Below are 19,742 nucleotides of genomic sequence, written 5' to 3' on the forward strand. Positions count from 1 at the left end.
GACCGTGGCGTGCGCCGGGAATCCGGTGTCCGCCGCCGAATAATCGTAGTACTGTCCAGACAGATGTCCGGCGGTGGCTCGCGTGATCGTCCGACGGTGTTGCGGCGACGCCGACCCCGACCGCGCGGCGCTGGGCCGCAGCGACCCGAGGAGAAACGAATGCCCATCCGTGTCGTGCACATCGGCACCGGCAACGTCGGCCGGCTCGCACTGGCCGGCCTGATCGACGACCCGCGCTTCGAACTGGCCGGCGTGTGCGTCTCGACGAAGGAGAAGGTCGGCAAGGATGCCGGCGAACTGGCCGGGCTGGACGTCACCACCGGTGTCCGCGCCACCGGCGACCTGGCGGAGTTGCTCGCCCTGCGCCCGGACTGCGCGGTCTACTGCGCGATGGGCGATACCCGGCTGCTGGAAGCCCTCGAGGACTGCCGCCGCATCCTCGCCGCCGGCGTCGATATCGTCGGGTCGGCCCCGGGACTGCTGCAATATCCGTGGAAGGTGCTGCCGGACAAGTTCTTCGCCCCGCTAGAGGAGGCCGCGCGCGAGGGGGAAGCGAGCATCTTCATCACCGGTATCGATCCCGGTTTCGCCAACGATCTGATCCCGCTCGCCTTCGCCGGCACCTGCCGCGACATCGAACAGGTGCGGTGTTCGGAGATCGCCGATTACGCCACCTATGACGGCGCGACGGTCATGTTCGACGTCATGGGATTCGCTAAACCCCTCGACGAGGTGCCGATGCTGCTGCAGCCCGGCGTGCTGGGCATGGCCTGGGGCACGACGATCCGGCAACTGGAGGCGGGGCTGGGCATCACAGTCGACGAGATCACCGAATCCTACGAACGGGAACCGGCGCCGGAGAGCTTCGACATCGCGGCCGGGCATGTGCCCGAAGGGTCGGTCGCGGCAATACATTTCGAGATCCGCGGACTGGTGAAGGGCCGTCCGGTCATCGTCATCGAGCACACCACCCGGCTGCGGGGCGATCTGCGTCCCGATTGGCCGCAGCCGGCGCAGCCGGGCGGGTCCTATCGGGTCGAGATCGTGGGCGAGCCCTCCTATACCGTCGACATCTGTCCCACCAGCCGCCACGGCGACCACAATCACGCGGCGATCGTGGCCGCCGCGTGCCGGATCGTCAATGCCATCCCCGCTGTGGTCGCTGCCGCCGCCGGAATCCGCACCGCGTTGGACCTGCCGCTGATCGCCGGAAGTGTGGTGTCGGAGTGACTTCGGGACCGATTCTCGTCACCGGCGCTTTCGGACTCGTCGGCACCGCGCTGGTGCGCGCCCTCGCGGCGGAGGGGGTGCGGGTGGTCGCGACCGACCTCGACATCCCGGCCAACCGCCGCGCCGCGCGCAAGTCCGCCGGTGCCGGGGTCGAGGTGCGGTGGGCCGATCTGATTGTGCCACATCAGGTTCGCGACCTGCTGCGATCGGTGCGCCCCCGCGCGATCGTCCACCTCGCCGCGATCATCCCGCCGGTCTGCTACCAGCGCCGGGGCCTCGCCCGTGCGGTCAATGTCGATGCCACGGCGACGCTGCTCGATGCCGCGTCCGAGCTCACCGCGCCGCCGCGATTCGTCCTCGCGTCGAGTATCGCGGTCTACGGTTCGCGCAACCCGCATCGGTCCGGCGAATTGCTCATGCCCGACACCCCGGTTCGGCCGGCCGATCTGTACGGCGCGCACAAGGCGGAAGCCGAGCAGCTGGTGCGGTCGTCGCGGCTGGAGTGGGTGATCCTGCGGCTCGGCGGCGTGCTCACCGTCGAGCCGATGCTCGGCCTGCACGCCGACATGCTCGCCTTCGAGGCGGCGCTGCCCGCCGACGGACGGATCAACACGGTCGATGTGCGCGATGTGGCCGCCGCGTTCACGGCCGCGACCGTCACGCCGTCCGTGCGCGAGGTCTTCCTCATCGGCGGCGACGCGTCACATCGGTTGCGCCAGAGCGATATCGGCGCATCGATCGCCGCCGCCTCCGGATTACCGGGGGCCATTCCGCGCGGGCTGGACGGGAACCCGGACAGCGATGCGGACTGGTTCGCCACGGACTGGATGGATACCGGCCGCTCGCAGGAGGTGTTGCGCTTCCAGCATCACTCGTTTCCGGACATGCTCGCCGAAATCCGCAGCAGAACAGGCCGAATGCGGCTTCTCACCCGTCCGTTCGCACCGGTGATGCGATGGTATCTCGGCCGCCTGTCGCCGTACCGCGACGGCGCGCACACATTCGCCGACCCATGGGGCGCGATCCACGCCCGGCTGGGCGACCCGCAGCCGGATCGCCCCTGACTCACCGATGCCCGCACGCGATGCGGATCCGCGCGGTTGTCGGCGATGGGTCCACGGCAGCCCGGACATCTCAGCCGGTGGGCGTGATCCGCAGCAGCGCCACGCCGTGTGCGGGGATGTCCGGAGCGACGATACGGCCGTCGGTCACCGTGGTCGTCGTGGTCCAGATGTCGTGCACCGTGTACGAATATGCCTGGGCGAGACCGGTTTCGGCGGCGGTGGTCGCGAGCGTGAGCGGCTGGTCGCCGGGGTTGACCAGCGCCACGGCGACCGAACCGTCGGCCAGCGGTTTGGTGAGGATTCGGTGATCGCCGCGCAGCTGTGCCACAGGCGCCACCCGAGGGTCCTGGTCGATGGCGATCACACCGGCATCGGTGAGCAGCTCGCGCGTGGGCTCGCTCATCGTGCGGACATCGTTTCCCGCGATGAACGGGGCGGACAGCATCGCCCACAACGACAGATGCGCCTGCTCCTCGGCGGGTGACAGGGTGCGTGTATCGCGCAGCATCGCCAGCGTGTCCGGAGATATCCCCAACCGCCGAGCCAGATAGGCGGTCTCGGCGGCGGTGAGTGCCGAGTGGCGCACGGCGGTTCCGGGCAGACCGTCCAGATGGGCTCCGAGGAATTGCGACATCGACAGTCCGGAGACGAGCATGTCGGGGTCGGGCCAGTATCCCGGACGGCTGGGCCGGGCCTGCAGGGCGGCCTGCGCCTCATCGGCGACACCGCGGACCGACGTGGTGTCGAATCCGCCGATATCGGGCTCGGGAAAGGTGTTGCGCCACATCGGGATCAGATCGTCGGTGCTGCGGGCCGAATTCGCCACGCCCGACCAGTCGTAGTCGACGCCCGCGCGGGCGTCCGCCGAACTGTTCGGGTTGATCATGTAGACGATGCCGCGTCCGGTCGATCGCAGCGCGTCGCGCATCCGGGCGAAATCGCGAACCTGCTCGTCGTGATTCGCATCGGTCCGGCACCAATCGTATTTGAGCAGGTCGACACCCCACTGTGCGAATCGCCGCGCATCCTGCAGTTCGTGGCCGCGACTCGCGGTAGCGGGGGACTGCCCGCAGATCTCGTCGAACGGACTGGCATACAGACCCAGATACATACCGTGTTCGTGGGCGTAGCCGGCCACCGCCGCGATGCCGTGCGGGAACCGGATCGGGTCCGCAGCGAGATCACCCGACGAATCCCGTTGCGGCGCAGCCCAGCCCGCGTCCAGATCGACGTAGCGATAGCCGGCGTCACGCATACCGTTCGACACCATCGCGTCGATCGTCTCCCGCACCGACTGCTCGGTCAGCGCGATTCCGGAATCCCAGGAATTCCACCCCATCGGGGGAGTCGCCCGCACGGCGGCCGGCTCGAACAACGGCGGACGCACCGCGCTCCCGGACATCGCCGCACCCGCCGCGACGAGACCCGCCGCGAGGACCGCGAGCCTGATCGCACCGGCGCGCCTCAACCGAGATACTGCGCGTACCAGTCGGTCACGCGCTGCCAGGCGGCGGCGGCCGCGGTGGGCTGGTAGTTCGCGCCGGTGTCGTTGAAGAACGCGTGATTGGCGTTGTCGGCGACGAAGATCTCGTGCGGCACGCCGGCACGGTTCAACGCCGCCTCGGCCGCGGGTCGGGTGGCGTCGACACGCTTGTCGAGTGCGCCGTACACGGCGAGAACCGCCGTCGCCGTGGTGATGTCGTCGTCACCGGGGTACGGACCGTAGAAGGGCGTGGCCGCGGCCAGTTCCCGGGTGCCGTGGGTGAGCAGCAGCCAGGTGAGGCCGCCGCCGAAGCAGAAACCCGTGGCGCCCAGCTTCTTTCCCGGCACCCGGCGTCCCAGCTCCGCCACACCGGCTTGCAGATCCGCGATGAAACGGTCCTGCGGTGCCTTGCCCAGTGCCGCGGTGGCGGCGGCCGGGTCGGTGAAGGTAGCGGTACCGCCCTCTTCGGAGAGCAGATCCACCGCGAGCGCGGAATAGCCGATTCCGGCGAAACGCCCTGCGACGGAACGGATGTGGTCGGTGAGGCCCTTGTTCTCGTGGATCACCAGGACGCCGCCGCGAGGTTGCGCCGCGGCGGCCCAGGCGGCCTGCAGGGTGCGGCCGTCGGGGCCGGGAAGGGTGATCGCGGCGGGCTGAACCGCGGTCGCGGTTCCCGGTGGTGGGGCCGAGCTTGCCGGTGCGGTGGGCGTCGTCGTCTCCGCCGGGGTGCCGGAGCGCTGCGCGCACGCTGCCAGCAGCGCCACCGCGGCCGGGGTGCCTAGCCCGAGCAGGCTCAGCCGCCGCAGCGCCTCCCGGCGGCTGAGCAGGCCCTCGGCGTGGTCGGTACCGATCTCCTCTGCGATGTAGCGCTGCAGCGGCGTCATACCGGCCAGCGTAACCACGCAACCTGTGGATCGGCATGCGTACGGCGAACCGGCGTCCTCACTCCGGTTCGGTGACGAAGTCGATGAGCTGTTCCACCGCGCCCAGCAGCGGCGCCTCCAGATCGCGGAAGCTGTCGACGGCGTTGTAGACCCGCCGCCAGCCCTCCGACGGGGTACCCCAGCCGAGGCGGCGGCAGACACCGGTCTTCCAGTCCTCACCGCGCGGCACCTGCGGCCAGGCCTCGATACCGAGGGCCTGTGGCCGCACCGCCTGCCAGATATCGATGTGGGGATGACCCGTCACCAGGACGTGGGGACCGAGGCCGGTGGTCAGATTCGTCTCCTTGGACCCCGTGACCAGGTGATCGACCAGTACCCCGACCCGGCGGCCGGGCTCCGGGCCGAAGTCGGTCAGACGCTCGGCGAGATGGTCGAGTCCTTCCAGATGCTCCACGACCACGCCCTCCACGCGCAGATCGTGCCCCCACACGCGTTCCACCAGCGCCGCGTCGTGGACGCCCTCGACCCAGATCCGGCTGGCGCGCGCGACGCGTGCGCGCAGCCCCTCCACCCGCGTCGAACCCGAGGCGGAGCGGGTGGGCGCGGCCGGCGCGGCCGCTGTCGGACGAACCAGTGTCACCGGCCGGCCGTCGATGAGGAAGGCCGCCTCCCGCAAGGCGAACAACCGGACCCTTCCACCACGGTCCTCGAGTTTGACGAAGTCGCCGTCGTAGGCGCGCTCGAAACCGACCACGGCGCCGCAGAATCCGCTGGCCGCGTCCTCGGCGACGAGATCGCGTTCGGCGACGACCTGCGGTACCGCGCGCTTGCGGGTTCGAGCATGTCCGGAATAGATGTCACCGTAGTCGCGCGCACTCACCCGGCCGAAACTACCTGTTTCCCTTGCCGTTCGGCGGGAGGCGGGACCACGAGCGGCGGTGCGGTCCGGCCGACGACGGCTCGCGCCCACCGGATCCGGACCGGTGACCGGCGTGTTTCCGCTCGACTCGTCCGCTTAAAGGCGCGGAAAAACGGACAGGCACGGTACGGTTGACTCGTGGCCGCAATCGTATGGCTGGTCGCGGGAATTCTGCTCGCCGCAGCCGAGATGCTCACCGGTGACTTCACGCTGCTCATGTTGGGCGGGGCGGCGTTGATCACCGCGGGGGTTGCCGGGATCGCGCAGACGTCGGTGGTGATCGACGCCGTGGTGTTCGCCATCTCCGCCATCGGGCTGCTGTTCGTCGTCCGCCCGATGTTGTTGCGCCGCTTCGCGACTCCACCGCCCACGCCGACGAATGTCGATGCATTGCCGGGAAAGACGGCGAAGGTGCTGGAGCCGGTGAACGAGAACAGCGGTCAGGTGAAGATCGGTGGCGAGGTGTGGAGTGCACGCCCGTTCGACCCGGCCGATGAATATGCCGAGGGTGAGACCGTCTACGTCATGAAGATCGACGGCGCGCACGCCGTCGTCTGGAAGGGGCCGTAATGGCTGTACTGATCGTCGCGATCGTCATCGTGGTGCTGGTCGCGGTGGTGGTCTTCAAGTCGATCGCGCTGGTACCGCAGGCCGAGGCCGCGGTGATCGAGCGGCTGGGCAGATATTCGCGCACCGTATCGGGCCAGCTGACATTCCTGGTCCCGTTCGCGGACCGGATCCGCGCCAAGGTCGACCTGCGCGAACGGGTGGTCTCGTTTCCGCCGCAGCCGGTGATCACCCAGGACAACCTCACCGTGCAGATCGACTCGGTGGTGTATTTCCAGGTCACCAGCCCGCAGGCCGCGGTCTACGAGATCAGCAACTACATCGCCGCGGTGGAGCAGCTGACCATCACCACCCTGCGCAACGTGGTCGGCGGTATGACCCTGGAGGAGACGCTGACCTCGCGCGACCAGATCAACTCGCAGTTGCGCGGCGTCCTCGACGAGGCGACCGGCCGCTGGGGCCTGCGGGTGGCGCGAGTGGAATTGAAGGCCATCGATCCGCCGCCGTCGATCCAGGAATCGATGGAGAAGCAGATGAAGGCCGACCGTGAGAAGCGCGCGATGATCCTCACCGCGGAAGGTAATCGCGAGGCGCAGATCAAAACGGCCGAGGGTGCCAAGCAGTCGCAGATCCTCGCGGCCGAAGGATCCAAGCAGTCGGCCATCCTGTCCGCCGAAGGTGAGCGGCAGAGCCGGATCCTGCGCGCCCAGGGTGAACGTGCGGCCGCCTACCTGCAGGCGCAGGGCCAGGCCAAGGCGATCGAAAAGGTCTTCGCCGCCATCAAATCCGGCAAACCGACCCCGGAACTGCTCGCCTACCAGTACATGCAGACACTGCCGCTGGTGGCGAAGGGCGATGCCAACAAGGTCTGGATGGTGCCCAGCGACTTCGGCAAGGCACTGGAAGGGTTCGCTCGCAACTTCGGCACCCAGGGCGAGGACGGCGTCTTCCGTTACGAGCCCAGTGAGGACGGCGCCGCGAACGCACCCGAGGACGACGCCGACGAAGTCGCCGACTGGTTCGACATCAAAACCGACCCGGCCGCCGAGCGAGCGGTGCGCGCCGCCGAGGCCGCGGCGGCCACACCGGTCGATTCGCCGCTGGTCGCGCCCAATCAGCCCCGGCATCTGCCGCCGCAGAGCGCGCCCATTCCGCCGTCGCCGCCGGCGCAACAGCAACCGGCGCCGCGCCCCGGCGATGCCGGCGGGCGCCCGTGGCAGCCGCCGGAATATCCGGGACGTTAACGGGGTAACCGTATTTCGGCGATGATCCGAATGCCGGTCCGCATATCATGCGGACCGGCATTCGAATTTCGGTGCACGGCACGCGGACTCGGGGGTGGCGATGGCGACACGGCGGGCGGTGCTGCATGCCGCGGCGTTGGCGCCGATGCTGACCGCGTGCGCACCCGGAGTGCTGTTCGGCCACCCCGCTTCGGTGCGTATCGCGGTGCCCTGGAGCGGATCCGAGCTGGCCGCGTTCCGCGCGGTACTGGAGGACGCGGGGCTGGGTGCCACGGTCGCGGTGCTGCCGCTCGGCGACGACATCGATACGGCCCTGCAGGCGCGCGGCCGCTCCGCACCCGATCTGGTGATGTTGCCCGAGGTCGGCCGGATCGGAGAGCTGGCGGGCGGGGTGCTGCGGGCGCTGCCGCCCACCTTGTGGCACGACGCGGCGGGCCCGCGCTATCCGGACCAGTGGCGCTCGCTGCTGTGGAAAGGCGATGCGCTCTACGGCATTCCGTTCAAGGCTGCCGACAAATCGCTGGTGTGGTACGACCGCTACGCCTTCGGCGGCGACCGCCCGCGCGACGACCCGCGTGATTGGACCGTCTCCCAGTGGCCGCAACGCATCGCCGCGGCGACCACCCGCCGTCCTCTGGCACTGGGCGGTGCCGACGGCTGGGTGCTGGCCGACCTGTTCGGCAACATCCTCTACGGCGAATCCGCCTGGGACTACCAGGATTTGGCCTCCGCCGGCGAACCGGACCGCCCGCGGGAATGGGATCGCGACGCGGTGCGGGCGACCCTGTACCGACTGGGCACGCTGTGGGCGCCGCGCGACACCTTTCCGGGCGGTATCGCCGCGACCCTGACCCGGCAATTTCCGGAATCGGTGCGCGAGGTGTTCGAACGGCGCACCGCGGCGATGGTGGTGGCGCCCGATTTCGCGGAACCCATCGTGCGCAGCTGCCTGCGCCGGGCGAACCGGCCCGCCGATGCCGTGGGCGTGATGCCCTTTCCGGCGGTGGCGCCCGGCGGTCCGCGCCCGGCCATCGGCGGCGGCGACGTGATCGTCGCGACCGCGGCCGGCGCCCACGATGCGATACCGGTGCTCGGCGCCCTGACCGCACCGGCCGCCGTCTCGGCCTGGATCGGCGACTACGGCGGCTTCCTGGCGCCCAGCCCGCGCACGGTCCCGGATCACCCGCTGATGCTGGAACCTGTTGCGGGCGAGCTGCATTCGTGGACCGCCTTCGATTTCGCCGACCTCATCGGCGCCGCCGGACGCCGCGACGGCCTGTGGCGAGTACTGACCGATTTGCTCATCACCGTCGGCGACGGCCACGCCGAGCGACTGGACGAAGCGGTCGACCACGCCGTGCGCGCACTCGACGAGTTCGAACGGAGAGCGCGATGACGGCCGGGCACATCCACGCTCACGGGCTGGATCTGGAGCCGGCGCTCACGCGGATCGCCGGTCCGGTCATCCCGGGCCGCCACCCCCGGCGGTGGTCGATGTGGCCGGCGCAGCTGCCCGCACTGCTGCTGATCCTGCTGCTGTTGGTGGGACCGGCCGCCACCACGGTCTGGACCGCGGCCCGCGCCCAGTGGGAGATGGTCGGCTGGTGTGCGCTGCTGGTGGTCCTGGTCGCGGCCAGCACGATGCTGTGGCGCGGGGACGACGCGGTGCGCGCGGTGGTGGCCGCGGCCGTGCGGGGCCGCTGGAGTTTGCTGCGAAACCGATTGTGGCCGACGGTTTTCCGCCGCCAGGCACCCGAAGGCGCGAGTATCGTCGCGCGGGTACGCCGGCGGTCTCTGTGGTGGCCCGTCCTGGTGATCGCGCTCGCGGTCACGATCCGCGGAATCGGCGTCGAGCTCGGGCCCGGTGGGCGCGGCGCCTACGCCCGGACCCTGGTGTGGGTCCTGTGCGCGGTGGCGGTTCTGGTCCTCGCCCTGGAACTGGCCTGGCATGGCCGCCGCGGCTGGTGGCCCTGGCAACCGCTGATCCTGCCCTTCGGCGTGTCCGCGTTCGTCGCCGGACTGGCCCTGCGCCTGCTGGCCGAGAACCCCGACTACCGGATGCCGGTCCCGGGGGTGACCGGGCAGCGCATCTGGTTGATGACCACGCTGATCGTGGCCTTCGTCTGGTGCTGGCTGGGGGCGCTGTTCGCGCTGTTCCGCGCCGCGATCGCCGCCATCGAAGCCGATCCCGTGCGGCGTGGCTATCTCGAGGATGCGCGCGGCGTCGCGCGAACCCGGGCCCGGCTGTTCGAACTGATGCGGCCGGTGCTGCTCATTCTGGGCCTCGTCGTCGCCGTCGCGGCGGCCCGGATTTTCGACATCATCCTGGTCGCGGTGCCGGGATCGCTGCAGTATTCGCTGGACTCGGCGACCGTGCACTGGTGGCGACTGGTCTCGGATCCCGATGCCGATCCCGGTGTGGCCGCGGCCTATTCACTGCCGCTTGCGGTGCTGATCGGCTCGGCGGCGTGGATCCTGCAGACCGACGTGCGACGCCACCGCGTCGGCTGGATGCGCCGCCCGGCCGTCGATCCGGTCCGTACCAGGCGCACTGCGCGCGGCGTCCTGCGAGTCGTGGCGGTCTCGCTGCTCTCGCTGGGTCCGCTGCTGGCGTTGGCGGTGTTCGGCTGGGTGGGCGCCGACGGGCCCGCCTTCGCCGGGAACGGTTCGGTCTGGCAGCACCGAGAGTTGTTGCACGCCATGGCCAATACCGGCTGGGTCGCGGTGTGGGCGACGGTCCTGGTCATCGGTGCGGCCTTCCCGGTCGCCCACCAACTCGCCGCGCTGCCCGCCGATGCGCTGCGTTCGCGAATCGCGGTGGTGGTACTGGTGGTGTTCACCGTCCTTCCCGCGCAGCTCTACGTCGGGCCGATCCGGCGTGTCATCGAGCGGATGGGGTTGACCGGGACGTCGTTCTCCTCGCTGATCGTGGTGCATGCCGCGATCGGCCTGCCCATCGCGATCCTGATTCTGCGCGGCGCGCTGCTCGCGCCCTCGGACGGCCCGGCCGCCGACGCCCTGCACGGTCTGGCGAAACCGTGGGCCGTCCTGGGCCGCGTGGTGTCCACCGCCTGGCCCGCCGTCGGCGCGGTCGCGGTGCTCGAACTGATTCAGGTGTGGAACGACTTCTTCGTCGGACTCATGGTCAGCGGCGCCGACGTCAGTCCGTGGTCGCTGCTGCTGTGGGGCGACGCCCGGCAGTTCCAGGAGAACGCCGCCCATCTAGCGGCTGGTGCCCTGCTGTCGACGATCCCGCCGGTGCTGCTGTTGCTGGTGACCTGGCGTCGCTTCCTGGTTCCGGGATTGACGGGCGGGATCGTGCGATGAGTGGCGGCCACTCGCACCGGCCCGAGCACGACATCGCGTCGCAGCTCATCGCCACCCCGAAATCCTCGATCTGGCAGGGCTTCCTGGGTGCGGCCTGGGTGATGTCGTCGTCGCTGCTGCTCGAGGTGGTGGCGAAACTGCTGGAGGGTTCGGTCGGGCAGAGCCGGGTGCTGAACTCGCTGGCCGGGGTGTTGCGGTGGGTGGCGGTCGCGGTGGTGGCGGCCGCCGCGCTGTACGTGCTGTGGCGCAAGACGATGGATATGCGCGAGGGTGCGCGCATCCGCCGGGAACTGGATCTCACCGCGGACCTGGTCCAGCCGCCACCGGTGGTCGAGCGGACCGTCGCGGCGCTGCCGGCCTCCGCACCGGCCGGGGCGCGGCCGCTGGATGAGGCCGATACGGCCGTCGCCGACGTCCTGCGGGCATTGCCCTTCACCGACTACGAGGCCGCTGCGCTCTACGACACGGTCACCGCGATGCTCGACAGCGCGACGGTCCTGCCGGGGGAGCAGGCGGTCCTGCGGCGTTCCACCGGCGAGGTTCTGATCCGGCTCGCCGCCCACGGCGTGATCGTCCACCACGGACACGACCGATTCGCCGTGGACACGTCCCCGAACTCGCCGGACCTCGCTGTGATCCGCCGCACACCGCAGTGGCGCGCCGCGTGGCCGGCGCTGATCCGGCACTACTCCGATCGGGCGACGCGCTGGGCGGTGGCCCTGGATTCGGACCGGCTCGGTGCCGGCGCGCATCGGTGGTTCACGGGATCGGCGGACCGACTGGCCGAGCTGGTGCGCGAATGCGACAAATGCGACCATGGCATCGAGCTCGACATCCCCGCCCTGGCCCGCATCGCCGACGCACTCGACCTCTGGTACGCCCGGATCGGGAAGCCTTCCGACGGTCCCGCGGCGCGGGCGATGGTGGCGCTGAGCGAAGCGGCGCATCCGCAGATTCACGAACTGGCCTCGATCCGCTGCGGGCTGCCGCCCGACACCGCGACACGCCGACGATGGCCGCGTCCGCTCCGGCGGCGCAGCCGCCCGCGCCGGAGCACGGGCCTGCACGCTCGCCGCGCGCACGCCGAGGCGCTGCGGGATTTCGATCGCTTACCGGGCGGGGAGTACCCGCTGCCCGAGATCGTGGCCGGATTCGAGCGCGCCTGGTGGCTGCTGCCACGGCGCGATATCGCCGCGGAGGTCTGTGCCCTGAACGACCTCGCCATCGCACATCTGTACGAAGGACGCCTGGACGCCGCGCGTGACCGGCTCGAGCTGGCAGAAACCCTGACCCGCGGCGGTCGCCATCCGTCCGGGCGGGCACACACCTTCGAAACGTTGGGCCTGCTGTGGTGGATGCGCGGCGAGCCCCGGCGCGCGATGCGCTGGTGGCTGCTGGCGCTGACCCGCTATCGCGATCTCGGTCACGAACTGGGAATCTGCCGGTGTCTGCAGCATCTGGGCAGCGCCGTCGCGGTGACACCCGAATACGGTGGTCTGCTGCTCGCGGGGCCGCTGAGCACCGGAGAGGTCCTGCGTCAGGCCTCCGGCTGGCTGGCCTACGCCGCGCGATGCCGTCCGGGCGGTACCGGCCGCGCGCCCGCCCTCGCCACCAGCTACCGTCGGCGTGTCGCGCACGCGCTGGAGAACGCGCAGGTCGCGCCGCTGGAGACGGTGGACCGGTGGCCCGTCACCGTGTCCGAGCATTAGCGCTCCGACCGGCCCGGATAGGCGTCCGCCCGCGATCCGAGACCGCGAAACCACCGATTTCGGGCATCGTCATGCGACTGGGGTCACTATATCTCAGTGATCTCGACCACATAACGGTTATATAACTACAGTAATGTAATGCGCGTTTATCGCACTATGCGCTGCGTAAACGTGAATATCCTCCATGTCGGGTTGAGACAGTTCGGTTGTTATCGCAACGTGATGTTTCGAGATTTCTCCGTTACCGTCGTTTGCAGCTCGGAATTCCGGGCTGACGCTCGAATCGCTGAACACCGGCAACCCTGTCCCGCGGTTCGAGTTCGACCCCGACATACCTGGGGGCAGGGACCCGTAATCGTCACCATCGGGCCGGCTGGGCGCAGGCAGGGAAAACCACATGTCTCGTAACCGTAAGTTCAGCACTCGCGCACTCGGCTTCGCCGCCGTCGCCGGCGCCATCGTCGCCGTCCCCTTCGGCCTGACCGCTACCGCGTCTGCCGACGGCGGCCACGACTGGGATGCGGTGGCGCAGTGCGAGGCCAGCGGCAACTGGGGCGCCGACACCGGAAACGGTTTCTACGGCGGCCTGCAGTTCACCCAGAGCACCTGGAACGCCAACGGCGGCAGTGGCAACCCGGCCAACGCCAGCCGCGCCGAGCAGATCCGCGTCGCGGAGAACGTGCTCGCCAGCCAGGGCCCCGGCGCCTGGCCGGTTTGCGGCGCCAACCTCTAAGGCTCGCCGCCCGCGGTTCGTCCGCATACACAAGCGTGCAGACAGGCCCCTCCCGGATCTACCCGGAAGGGGCCTGTCGCGTTGTATCCGCCGGTCAGGCGCTGATCGCGGCTCCCGTCGCGAAACGGCTCTCCACCGGCGCGAGGCCGTAGTGCCCGCGCAAGGTATCGGCGGTGTACTCGGTGCGGAACAGGCCGCGTTCCTGCAGGATGGGCACTACCCGGTCGACGAAATCGGTGAGTCCGCCCGGCAGATACGGCGGCATGATGTTGAATCCGTCCGCCGCGCCGGCCTCGAACCAGGTCTGCAGTTCGTCGGCGATCTGCTCCGGGGTGCCGGCGAAGCTGCGATGTCCGCGCCCGCCGCCGAGTTTGCCGATCAGCTGCCGCACCGTCAGCCGCTCCTGTGTGGCCAACTCCTTCACCAGCGTGAACCGGGACTTGTTCCCTTCGATCTCGCTCTCCACCGGCAGCGGCGGCAGCGGCGCGTCGAGGGGATGGCCGGTCAGATCGATGCCCAGCTGCGTGGACAGCTGCCGCAACGCGTAGTCGGGGGAGATCAGATCGGTGAACTCCTGCTCCAGCGCGAGCGCCTCGGCGGGCGTATCGGCGATGTAGGGCACGAGACCGGGGAGCACCTTCAGCTCGTCGGCGCCACGGCCGTACGTCGGCAGCCGTGATTTCAGATCGCGGTAGAAACGTTGCCCGTCCTCGAGACTGCGCTGCGCGGTGAACACCGCCTCGGCGTAGCGGGCGGCGAATTCCTTTCCGCTCTCGGAAGATCCGGCCTGCACGAGCAGTGGCCGGCCCTGCGGACCGCGCGGGGAGTTCAACGGACCGCGCACCCGGAACCGGTCGCTGTCGTAGTCGATGGTGTGGACCTTGTCCGGGTCGGCGAACACTCCGGCCTCGGGGTCGAGCACGATGGCCGAGGATTCCCAGCTGTCCCACAGCTGCAATGCGACATCGACGAATTCGGTGGCGCGCTCATATCGGCGGGCATGGTCGGGAATGGCGTCGTAGCCGAAATTGTAGGCCTCGTCGACCGTGCCGGAAGTGACGATGTTCCATCCGGCCCGCCCGCCGCTGATGTGGTCGAGCGAGGCGAATTTACGGGCCAGATTGAACGGTTCGTTATAGGTCGTCGAGGCCGTCGCGATCAGACCGATATGTTCGGTGGCGGCGGCGATGGCCGACAGCAGTGTCACCGGTTCGAACACCGCGAGCGTATTGCGCTGAATGCGCGGGCCCACCGCCAAGCCGTCGGCGAAGAAGACGGAATCCAGTTTACCGCGCTCGGCGATGCGGCCCAATTCCTGGAAATGCTTCACGTCCAGCACGCGCCGTTCCTCGGTGCGCGGATGGCGCCAGGCGGCTTCGTGATGACCGACGCCCATCAGAAAGGCGTTGAGATGAAAGGTTTTCGGTGATGGCGACATCGAGCGTCGTCGTCCCTTCGGTGTAGTGCTTCAACGATCGGATTGCGGGCGCCAGCGCGTGAGGCGGCGTTCGATCGCGACGAGTACGGCGTTGTAGACCAGGCCGACGATCGCGATGGCGACGATCCCGACATACATGTCGGGAATCTGGAAATTCTGCTGGGCGGCGGTGATGAGGTAGCCGAGTCCCGCTCGCGCACCGGACATCTCGGTGGCGATGAGGACCAGGATGGAGGCCGAGGCCGCCATCCGGATGCCGGTGAAAACGGTCGGCACGGCGGCGGGCAGGATCACCTTCTGGAACAGCCGCAGCGGTGAGAAGCCGAGGGACACAGCCGATTTGATCAGCAACGGATCCACCGATCGCACGCCGCTGATGGTGTTCAGCAAGATCGGGAAGAAGCCCGCGTAGACCACGATCGCGACCTTGGAGGTCTCGCCGATGCCGAGGATCAGGATGAACACCGGCAGCAGCGCCAGCGCCGCGGTGTTGCGGAACAGTTCGAGCAGCGGGTTCACGAAGTCGGCCACCGGCTTGTACCACGCGATGGCGACGCCGACCGGAACGGCGCACGCCACCGCGATCGCGAAGCCGACCAGCGAACGGCCCAGACTGGCGGAGGTGTTGTCCCAGAGCTGGCCGTTGCGGACCAGCTCGTCGCCGCGCTGCACGACGGTGGAAAACGGCGGCAGGAAAATCTGATCGACCAGGCCGAATCGGGGTGCGAGTTCCCAGAAGGCCAGGAACAGGCCGATGACCAGGACGGGCTTGAACAGCCGCCAGCCCCAGCGACCGGCCAGGGTGGCCAGCTGCCGTCCCGTGCCGGCGGTGGAGCGAGCGGGAGTCTCGGCTGCACTCCCGGCCGAGACAGAGGACTTCTTCGACACCAGCACGGGTTCGGCGGTGGCGGGCAGTGTGGTGGACACGGTGTTACCTCCTGTCGGTGGCCGCGAGGTCGGCCTGCTCGAGCCCCTGTGCGCGGGCCACCTCGTCGTGCAGCAGCGACCAGATCCGGTGCCGGACTTCGCTGAAGTGCTCGCTGGAGCGGATGTCGGCCTCCGGGGCGGTTTCGCGGTCGAGATCGATATCGACCACCGCCTTGACCCGTCCCGGCCGTGAGGTGAGCACGGCCACGCGCTGACCCAGATACACGGCTTCGTTGATGTCGTGGGTGATGAACAGGATGGTCTTGCCGGTGGTGCGCCAGATGCGCAGCAGTTCGTCCTGCAGCGATTCGCGGGTCTGGGCGTCGAGCGCGGCGAACGGCTCGTCCATCAGGAGCACCTCGGGATCGAAGGCGAGGCTGCGCGCGATGGCCACGCGTTGTTTCATGCCGCCGGACAACTCGTGCGGGTACCGGTCGCCGAAGCCGGTGAGGCCGACCAGCTCCAGATATTCGTCGGCGATCCGGCGTCGCTCACGCGGGCGGATGCGCTTGGCCTCCAAGCCGAATTCGATATTGCCGCGCGCGGTGCGCCACGGCAGCAGCGCGTACTGCTGGAAGACGATGCCCCGATCGAGACCGGGGCCGGTGACCGGCCGCCCGTCGAGCAGGATCTGCCCGTGGGTCGGCCGGGTCAGCCCGCCCAGCAGATCCAGCAGGGTCGACTTACCCGAACCGCTGGGTCCGACCAGGACGAGGAATTCACCGTCGCGCACGTCCACGGTGATGTTCTCCAGCGCGGTGAAGGGTGTTCCGGCGCCTCGCGCGGGAAATTCCTTGCGCACCCCGTCGAGCGCGAGTTTGATTGCCGTGTCGCTCATTTGGTGGCCACCACCTCTCCGGCCGGCCCGCTGTCGGCCGGGTACTTGCCGTTGGCGTAGGGGTTGAACTTGTTCGTGTACAGATCTTTGGCCGCGAATTTCCCGGCGGGCAGTTCACCGTTGCGGACCAGCCAGTCGATCCAGATCTGCAGCTCTCGCTCCTGAATCACCGCGCCGGGCACCGGGATGCCGGACGATTTGTAGGAGGCGAGCAGTGTGGTGTTCTCGTTGCGGCCGCGCTTGTGGATGATGTCGGCCAGTCGCACCACCGCCTGATCACGTGGCGTGATCTGCAGCCAGCGCGTCGCGCGGGCCGTGCCCTGGACGAAGTCGGCCACCGCGTCCCGATGGCCGGCGATGTAGTCGTTGCGGAAGACGTATGTGCCGTAGTCGAATTCGCCGAACAGGCCCTTGTCGGTGTAGAGCGCGTGGATGCCGCCGTGAGCCAGCGCGATGTCCTGCAGCGGGCCGCCCAGTGCCGCCGCGTCGATCTGGCTCTTGCGCAGCGCGTCCTCGGTATTGACCGGCGGCAGCACCACGAGCTGCACCTGTCTGATCTCGTCGTCGGTGAGCCCTTGATCGTGCAGCCATTGCCGGGTGATGAATTCGTGGTGGGCGCCGAGGGTGTTGACGCCGACCTTCTTCCCGATCAGGTCCTTGGCCGTCTTGATGCTCGAATCGTCACGGACGTAGTAGCCGGTGAAACTCTGCCGGTCGGCGCCGTAGGAGCTGAGCACCGAGGTCACCGGTGCGCCGCCGGCGATGAGCTTGACGACCGCGCCGTTGAACGCGCTGCCGAATTCGATCTGCTTGGTGGTGGCGGCCTGGATATTGGCCGGACCGCTGGTGGTGTCGCCCTCCCACTTCAGCTCGATGGTGGAGAAGTAGCCGAGGTCGGCGGCCAGTTCGTAGGGCGTGACCGTGCCGGCCTGACCCTGGTAGCGGAGGATGGTCCTACCGTCGGCGGTGGTTCCGGCGCCGGAACTCGAGCAGCCGGCGGCGAGCGCGGCCAGCACGGGCAGGGCGAGGGCGGCGGCGAACGCGCGCACGACCCGGGGTCGTCTGAACGACAACATGATCGGTTCTTTCACTGAATGCGTCTGCGGTCCCGCGCACATCCGGGTGCGGTGACCGGTAGATCGGCGAAACGAATTGCCTGGCAACGGCTTTCGGCGACGACGATGGCGCCCCCGGGTTCAGGCGCGACAGATCCCGTGCGGGACGCGCATGAGATCGACCGTGCGCCGTCGCGTCAGCACGCCGCGTGCCCGTCCGCCGGGTCCGGCTGTCGGCGCCGCATTCGCCTGCTCGACAACGCGTGCGCCCGAACGCGATTCATCGGTGGCGGCCATCCATCCTCCTGCCGGACCCAAAGTGATATAGGCACTGTGGTCCGACAAGGGACGTGGGGCAATGATTCTGCGCAGCGCGAGCCGATCATCCCGCTTCGCCGCCCGCCGGGAATTCCGGCGGGCGTGACGACGATCAGTCTTTCAGTTCGCGGGACAAACCCGCGGTGATCGCGGCGAGGACCCGCCCCGCGATCGCGAGGTCGGCCGCCGGAACCACACCGTAGACGCGGCCGAGGACGGCGCTCGTGCGGGAGCGGAGGTCCGCGACGAGGCGGCCGCCCGCCTCGGTGACCACGAGTTCACCGCCCGGCGCCGCGAGCAGCAGACCACGGTCGGTGAGCCGCGTCGCGGCGGTCGCGACGACGGTGGGTGCCCAGGTCGTCTTCGCGGCGAGAGTGGCGATATGCCGCTCCCGATCGACGGTGCCGCCGGCGGCGGCGGCCTGGCTGAGCGTGATCCACTGCGCCTCGTCGATGCCGGTACCGGCGAGGACGCGGTGCAAAAGCGCGTTGTGGTGCTTTTCGGCCTGGCCGATGATCGACGGATCGAGCGTGATGGCGGGGGACATGACGAACTCCTGACTGCCGGACTGTGGCCCCAATTCTGGCACTCAGTTCCATACGGGCGCAAGTATCGTTCGTGTTCCAGTTTCTTACGTGCCTCGGGATCGGTTCGGATAGCATCTCGGCATGCCCGATCCCGCATCCGACCGCACACTCCCGCTGCGAGAGCGCAAACGACTGCGTACTCGGCGCGTACTGGCCGACACCGCCCTGCGGCTGTTCACCGAGCGCGGATTCGACGCGACGACACTCGATGAACTCGTCGACGAGGCCGAGGTATCTCGCAGCACCTTCTTTCGCACCTATCCGGCCAAGGAAGCGGTCGCGATCGAGGCGGAGGCGCAATTGTGGTCCGCATATCTCGCGGCGCTGACGGATCGACCGCTGACCGGAGTCGTGCTGGACGCGATACGGGAGACGCTGACCGCGGCCGTCGCCGATCTGGAGCCGGAATGGGATCACCGGTATGTCGCCACTCGTCGGCTCATCCGCACCACCCCGGCACTGCTCGCCTACGTCGAGTACCACCGCCACGGGGTGGAGGCGGACGCGGTCACGATCCTCGCCGATCGCCTGGGACTGCCCGCGGACGATCTGCGACTGCAGGTCCTGGCCGAACTGGTGACCTCGGCGTGGAGTGTGGCCGGACGGGAATGGGTCCGGGCCGACGGCCGGGGCGGCCGCGCCGCGCTGACGGAGAGAGTGCGGGAGGCCTTCGCGGCGGTGCCGGCGAGTTTGGAGCTGCGGACCCGCTGAGGCCGCGCGGCCTCAGCGCGGTGCCGGTTCCTCGGCCGCCTCGGTGGCCAGCGCCGCGAATTGGTCCGCGCCCCACCGTGCGTCGACTACCAGGCCGATCACGCCGATGGTGATGCAGACGCCCGACAGCACCAGCAGACCAGGGTTCGTCCGCCCGGTCAACGCGTCGCCGAGGACGACGACGCCGATGGTGCCGGGGATGATGCCCACGAAGGTGGCCAGCAGGTACGGCATCATCCGCACCGAGGACAGTCCGGCGCAGTAGTTGATCACCGAGAACGGCACCGGTGCGATCAGCCGCAGCGAGCCGACGGCGAGCCAGCCGCGCCGGGCCAGTCGCCGATCCACCGCCCGTACCGCGGGATGAGTCAACCGCGCGGCGACCTGCTCCCGATCCAGGGCTCGCACGAGCAGCAACGCCAGCACCGCGCTGACCGTCGTCGCGGCGACCGCGAGGGTGATGCCGAGAATCGGCCCGAACAACAGGCCGGCGCTGAGCGTGAAGACGGTGCGCGGAAACGGCGCCACCGTCACGAGCGCATGGACGAGGAAGAACAGCAGCGGAAACATCGGGCCGACCGAATCGGCCCACTCCCGGATCTGCTGTGGGGCCGGATGCGGTGCCAGTACGGCGACCGCGACCAGCGCGGCCGCGAGGATGGCCAGCATCACGACCCGTCGATTGCGCAGTAGTCGCAAGGCCACATT

19 protein-coding genes are annotated in these 19,742 nt (G+C 69.1%); 9 read left to right on the forward strand and 10 right to left on the reverse strand.

Annotated elements, in window-relative coordinates:
* The first annotated feature begins 159 nt into the window (after nt 1-159).
* Together ACPCUW_RS13840 and ACPCUW_RS13845 are read left to right on the forward strand one after the other, a co-directional pair.
* Nucleotides 160-1,230, forward strand: coding sequence for a diacylglycerol kinase (locus tag ACPCUW_RS13840; protein WP_423425162.1), 1,071 nt, complete (start codon nt 160-162; stop codon nt 1,228-1,230).
* Nucleotides 1,227-2,294, forward strand: a complete 1,068-nt coding sequence (locus tag ACPCUW_RS13845; protein WP_423425163.1) for an NAD-dependent epimerase/dehydratase family protein — start codon at nt 1,227-1,229, stop codon at nt 2,292-2,294. Before ACPCUW_RS13840 ends, ACPCUW_RS13845 begins: the two co-directional genes overlap by 4 nt.
* A gap of 70 nt (nt 2,295-2,364) precedes the next feature.
* Here the strand turns inward: ACPCUW_RS13845 and ACPCUW_RS13850 are convergent, their stop codons facing one another.
* The 3 genes from ACPCUW_RS13850 to ACPCUW_RS13860 are packed head-to-tail and all read right to left on the reverse strand — an operon-like array spanning nt 2,365 to nt 5,541.
* Nucleotides 2,365-3,762 carry a glycoside hydrolase family 27 protein gene (locus ACPCUW_RS13850; RefSeq protein ID WP_423425165.1) on the reverse strand — a complete coding sequence of 466 codons (1,398 nt, stop codon included), beginning with the start codon at nt 3,760-3,762 and terminating at the stop codon, nt 2,365-2,367.
* The gene (locus tag ACPCUW_RS13855; RefSeq protein ID WP_423425166.1) at nt 3,759-4,661 is read right to left on the reverse strand and encodes a dienelactone hydrolase family protein; all 903 of its coding nucleotides are present in this window, start codon (nt 4,659-4,661) and stop codon (nt 3,759-3,761) included. Before ACPCUW_RS13855 ends, ACPCUW_RS13850 begins: the two co-directional genes overlap by 4 nt.
* A gap of 58 nt (nt 4,662-4,719) precedes the next feature.
* On the reverse strand, nt 4,720-5,541 hold the full coding sequence (locus ACPCUW_RS13860; RefSeq protein WP_423425168.1) for a DUF3097 domain-containing protein: 822 nt from the start codon (nt 5,539-5,541) through the stop codon (nt 4,720-4,722).
* 177 nt (nt 5,542-5,718) lie between these two features.
* Between ACPCUW_RS13860 and ACPCUW_RS13865 the strand changes: the two genes are divergently transcribed.
* The 6 genes from ACPCUW_RS13865 to ACPCUW_RS13890 all read left to right on the forward strand — a co-directional run bounded on the left by ACPCUW_RS13865 (nt 5,719) and on the right by ACPCUW_RS13890 (nt 13,160).
* Nucleotides 5,719-6,150, forward strand: a complete 432-nt coding sequence (locus tag ACPCUW_RS13865; protein WP_030514511.1) for an NfeD family protein — start codon at nt 5,719-5,721, stop codon at nt 6,148-6,150.
* On the forward strand, nt 6,150-7,391 hold the full coding sequence (locus ACPCUW_RS13870) for an SPFH domain-containing protein (protein WP_423425170.1): 1,242 nt from the start codon (nt 6,150-6,152) through the stop codon (nt 7,389-7,391). Before ACPCUW_RS13865 ends, ACPCUW_RS13870 begins: the two co-directional genes overlap by 1 nt.
* Before the next feature lie 100 nt (nt 7,392-7,491).
* Nucleotides 7,492-8,787: an ABC transporter substrate-binding protein gene (locus ACPCUW_RS13875; RefSeq protein WP_423425172.1), complete on the forward strand. Its 1,296-nt coding sequence runs from the start codon at nt 7,492-7,494 to the stop codon at nt 8,785-8,787.
* Complete coding sequence (locus ACPCUW_RS13880; RefSeq protein WP_423425174.1) at nt 8,784-10,718, forward strand: hypothetical protein; 1,935 nt, start codon at nt 8,784-8,786, stop codon at nt 10,716-10,718. The genes ACPCUW_RS13875 and ACPCUW_RS13880 overlap by 4 nt, the downstream gene beginning before the upstream one ends.
* On the forward strand, nt 10,715-12,427 hold the full coding sequence (locus tag ACPCUW_RS13885; protein WP_423425176.1) for a hypothetical protein: 1,713 nt from the start codon (nt 10,715-10,717) through the stop codon (nt 12,425-12,427). The genes ACPCUW_RS13880 and ACPCUW_RS13885 overlap by 4 nt, the downstream gene beginning before the upstream one ends.
* A 397-nt stretch (nt 12,428-12,824) precedes the next feature.
* Entirely contained in the window at nt 12,825-13,160 is a 336-nt protein-coding gene (locus ACPCUW_RS13890) for a transglycosylase family protein (RefSeq protein WP_030514506.1), read from the forward strand.
* Between the two features lie 94 nt (nt 13,161-13,254).
* On the opposite strand, the gene ACPCUW_RS13895 is transcribed toward ACPCUW_RS13890, so the two are convergent.
* The 6 genes from ACPCUW_RS13895 to ACPCUW_RS13920 all read right to left on the reverse strand — a co-directional run bounded on the left by ACPCUW_RS13895 (nt 13,255) and on the right by ACPCUW_RS13920 (nt 18,283).
* Nucleotides 13,255-14,598 carry an LLM class flavin-dependent oxidoreductase gene (locus tag ACPCUW_RS13895; RefSeq protein ID WP_423425178.1) on the reverse strand — a complete coding sequence of 448 codons (1,344 nt, stop codon included), beginning with the start codon at nt 14,596-14,598 and terminating at the stop codon, nt 13,255-13,257.
* A 30-nt stretch (nt 14,599-14,628) separates the two neighbouring features.
* On the reverse strand, nt 14,629-15,525 hold the full coding sequence (locus tag ACPCUW_RS13900) for an ABC transporter permease (RefSeq protein WP_064908482.1): 897 nt from the start codon (nt 15,523-15,525) through the stop codon (nt 14,629-14,631).
* A 4-nt stretch (nt 15,526-15,529) separates the two neighbouring features.
* On the reverse strand, nt 15,530-16,363 hold the full coding sequence (locus ACPCUW_RS13905; RefSeq protein ID WP_423425179.1) for an ABC transporter ATP-binding protein: 834 nt from the start codon (nt 16,361-16,363) through the stop codon (nt 15,530-15,532).
* Entirely contained in the window at nt 16,360-17,439 is a 1,080-nt protein-coding gene (locus ACPCUW_RS13910) for an ABC transporter substrate-binding protein (protein WP_423425180.1), read from the reverse strand. The genes ACPCUW_RS13905 and ACPCUW_RS13910 overlap by 4 nt, the downstream gene beginning before the upstream one ends.
* A gap of 120 nt (nt 17,440-17,559) precedes the next feature.
* Complete coding sequence (locus tag ACPCUW_RS13915; protein ID WP_156511364.1) at nt 17,560-17,715, reverse strand: hypothetical protein; 156 nt, start codon at nt 17,713-17,715, stop codon at nt 17,560-17,562.
* A 133-nt stretch (nt 17,716-17,848) separates the two neighbouring features.
* Nucleotides 17,849-18,283 carry a hypothetical protein gene (locus tag ACPCUW_RS13920; protein WP_064904720.1) on the reverse strand — a complete coding sequence of 145 codons (435 nt, stop codon included), beginning with the start codon at nt 18,281-18,283 and terminating at the stop codon, nt 17,849-17,851.
* A gap of 121 nt (nt 18,284-18,404) precedes the next feature.
* Here ACPCUW_RS13920 and ACPCUW_RS13925 point away from each other — a divergent pair, with 121 nt between their 5' ends.
* On the forward strand, nt 18,405-19,034 hold the full coding sequence (locus tag ACPCUW_RS13925; protein WP_063015060.1) for a TetR family transcriptional regulator: 630 nt from the start codon (nt 18,405-18,407) through the stop codon (nt 19,032-19,034).
* 12 nt (nt 19,035-19,046) lie between these two features.
* Here ACPCUW_RS13925 and ACPCUW_RS13930 read toward each other — a convergent pair whose 3' ends face one another.
* Nucleotides 19,047-19,703 (reverse strand): TVP38/TMEM64 family protein, encoded by a 657-nt coding sequence (locus tag ACPCUW_RS13930; protein WP_423425389.1) that lies wholly within the window; start codon nt 19,701-19,703, stop codon nt 19,047-19,049.
* Nucleotides 19,704-19,742 lie beyond the last annotated feature (39 nt).

This window comes from Nocardia sp. AB354, from assembly GCF_049538315.1.
GTDB lineage: Bacteria > Actinomycetota > Actinomycetes > Mycobacteriales > Mycobacteriaceae > Nocardia > Nocardia nova.

Bases quoted from the DNA above. Each gene is read 5' to 3' on its own strand.
- ACPCUW_RS13840 (WP_423425162.1), top strand. From the start codon at position 160: ATGCCCATCCGTGTCGTGCACATCGGCACCGGCAACGTCGGCCGGCTC.
- ACPCUW_RS13855 (WP_423425166.1), bottom strand. From the start codon at position 4,661: ATGACGCCGCTGCAGCGCTACATCGCAGAGGAGATCGGTACCGACCAC.
- ACPCUW_RS13870 (WP_423425170.1), top strand. From the start codon at position 6,150: ATGGCTGTACTGATCGTCGCGATCGTCATCGTGGTGCTGGTCGCGGTG.
- ACPCUW_RS13875 (WP_423425172.1), top strand. From the start codon at position 7,492: ATGGCGACACGGCGGGCGGTGCTGCATGCCGCGGCGTTGGCGCCGATG.
- ACPCUW_RS13880 (WP_423425174.1), top strand. From the start codon at position 8,784: ATGACGGCCGGGCACATCCACGCTCACGGGCTGGATCTGGAGCCGGCG.
- ACPCUW_RS13885 (WP_423425176.1), top strand. From the start codon at position 10,715: ATGAGTGGCGGCCACTCGCACCGGCCCGAGCACGACATCGCGTCGCAG.
- ACPCUW_RS13890 (WP_030514506.1), top strand. From the start codon at position 12,825: ATGTCTCGTAACCGTAAGTTCAGCACTCGCGCACTCGGCTTCGCCGCC.
- ACPCUW_RS13895 (WP_423425178.1), bottom strand. From the start codon at position 14,598: ATGTCGCCATCACCGAAAACCTTTCATCTCAACGCCTTTCTGATGGGC.
- ACPCUW_RS13905 (WP_423425179.1), bottom strand. From the start codon at position 16,363: ATGAGCGACACGGCAATCAAACTCGCGCTCGACGGGGTGCGCAAGGAA.
- ACPCUW_RS13910 (WP_423425180.1), bottom strand. From the start codon at position 17,439: ATGTTGTCGTTCAGACGACCCCGGGTCGTGCGCGCGTTCGCCGCCGCC.
- ACPCUW_RS13915 (WP_156511364.1), bottom strand. From the start codon at position 17,715: ATGGCCGCCACCGATGAATCGCGTTCGGGCGCACGCGTTGTCGAGCAG.
- ACPCUW_RS13920 (WP_064904720.1), bottom strand. From the start codon at position 18,283: ATGTCCCCCGCCATCACGCTCGATCCGTCGATCATCGGCCAGGCCGAA.
- ACPCUW_RS13925 (WP_063015060.1), top strand. From the start codon at position 18,405: ATGCCCGATCCCGCATCCGACCGCACACTCCCGCTGCGAGAGCGCAAA.
- ACPCUW_RS13930 (WP_423425389.1), bottom strand. From the start codon at position 19,703: ATGCTGGCCATCCTCGCGGCCGCGCTGGTCGCGGTCGCCGTACTGGCA.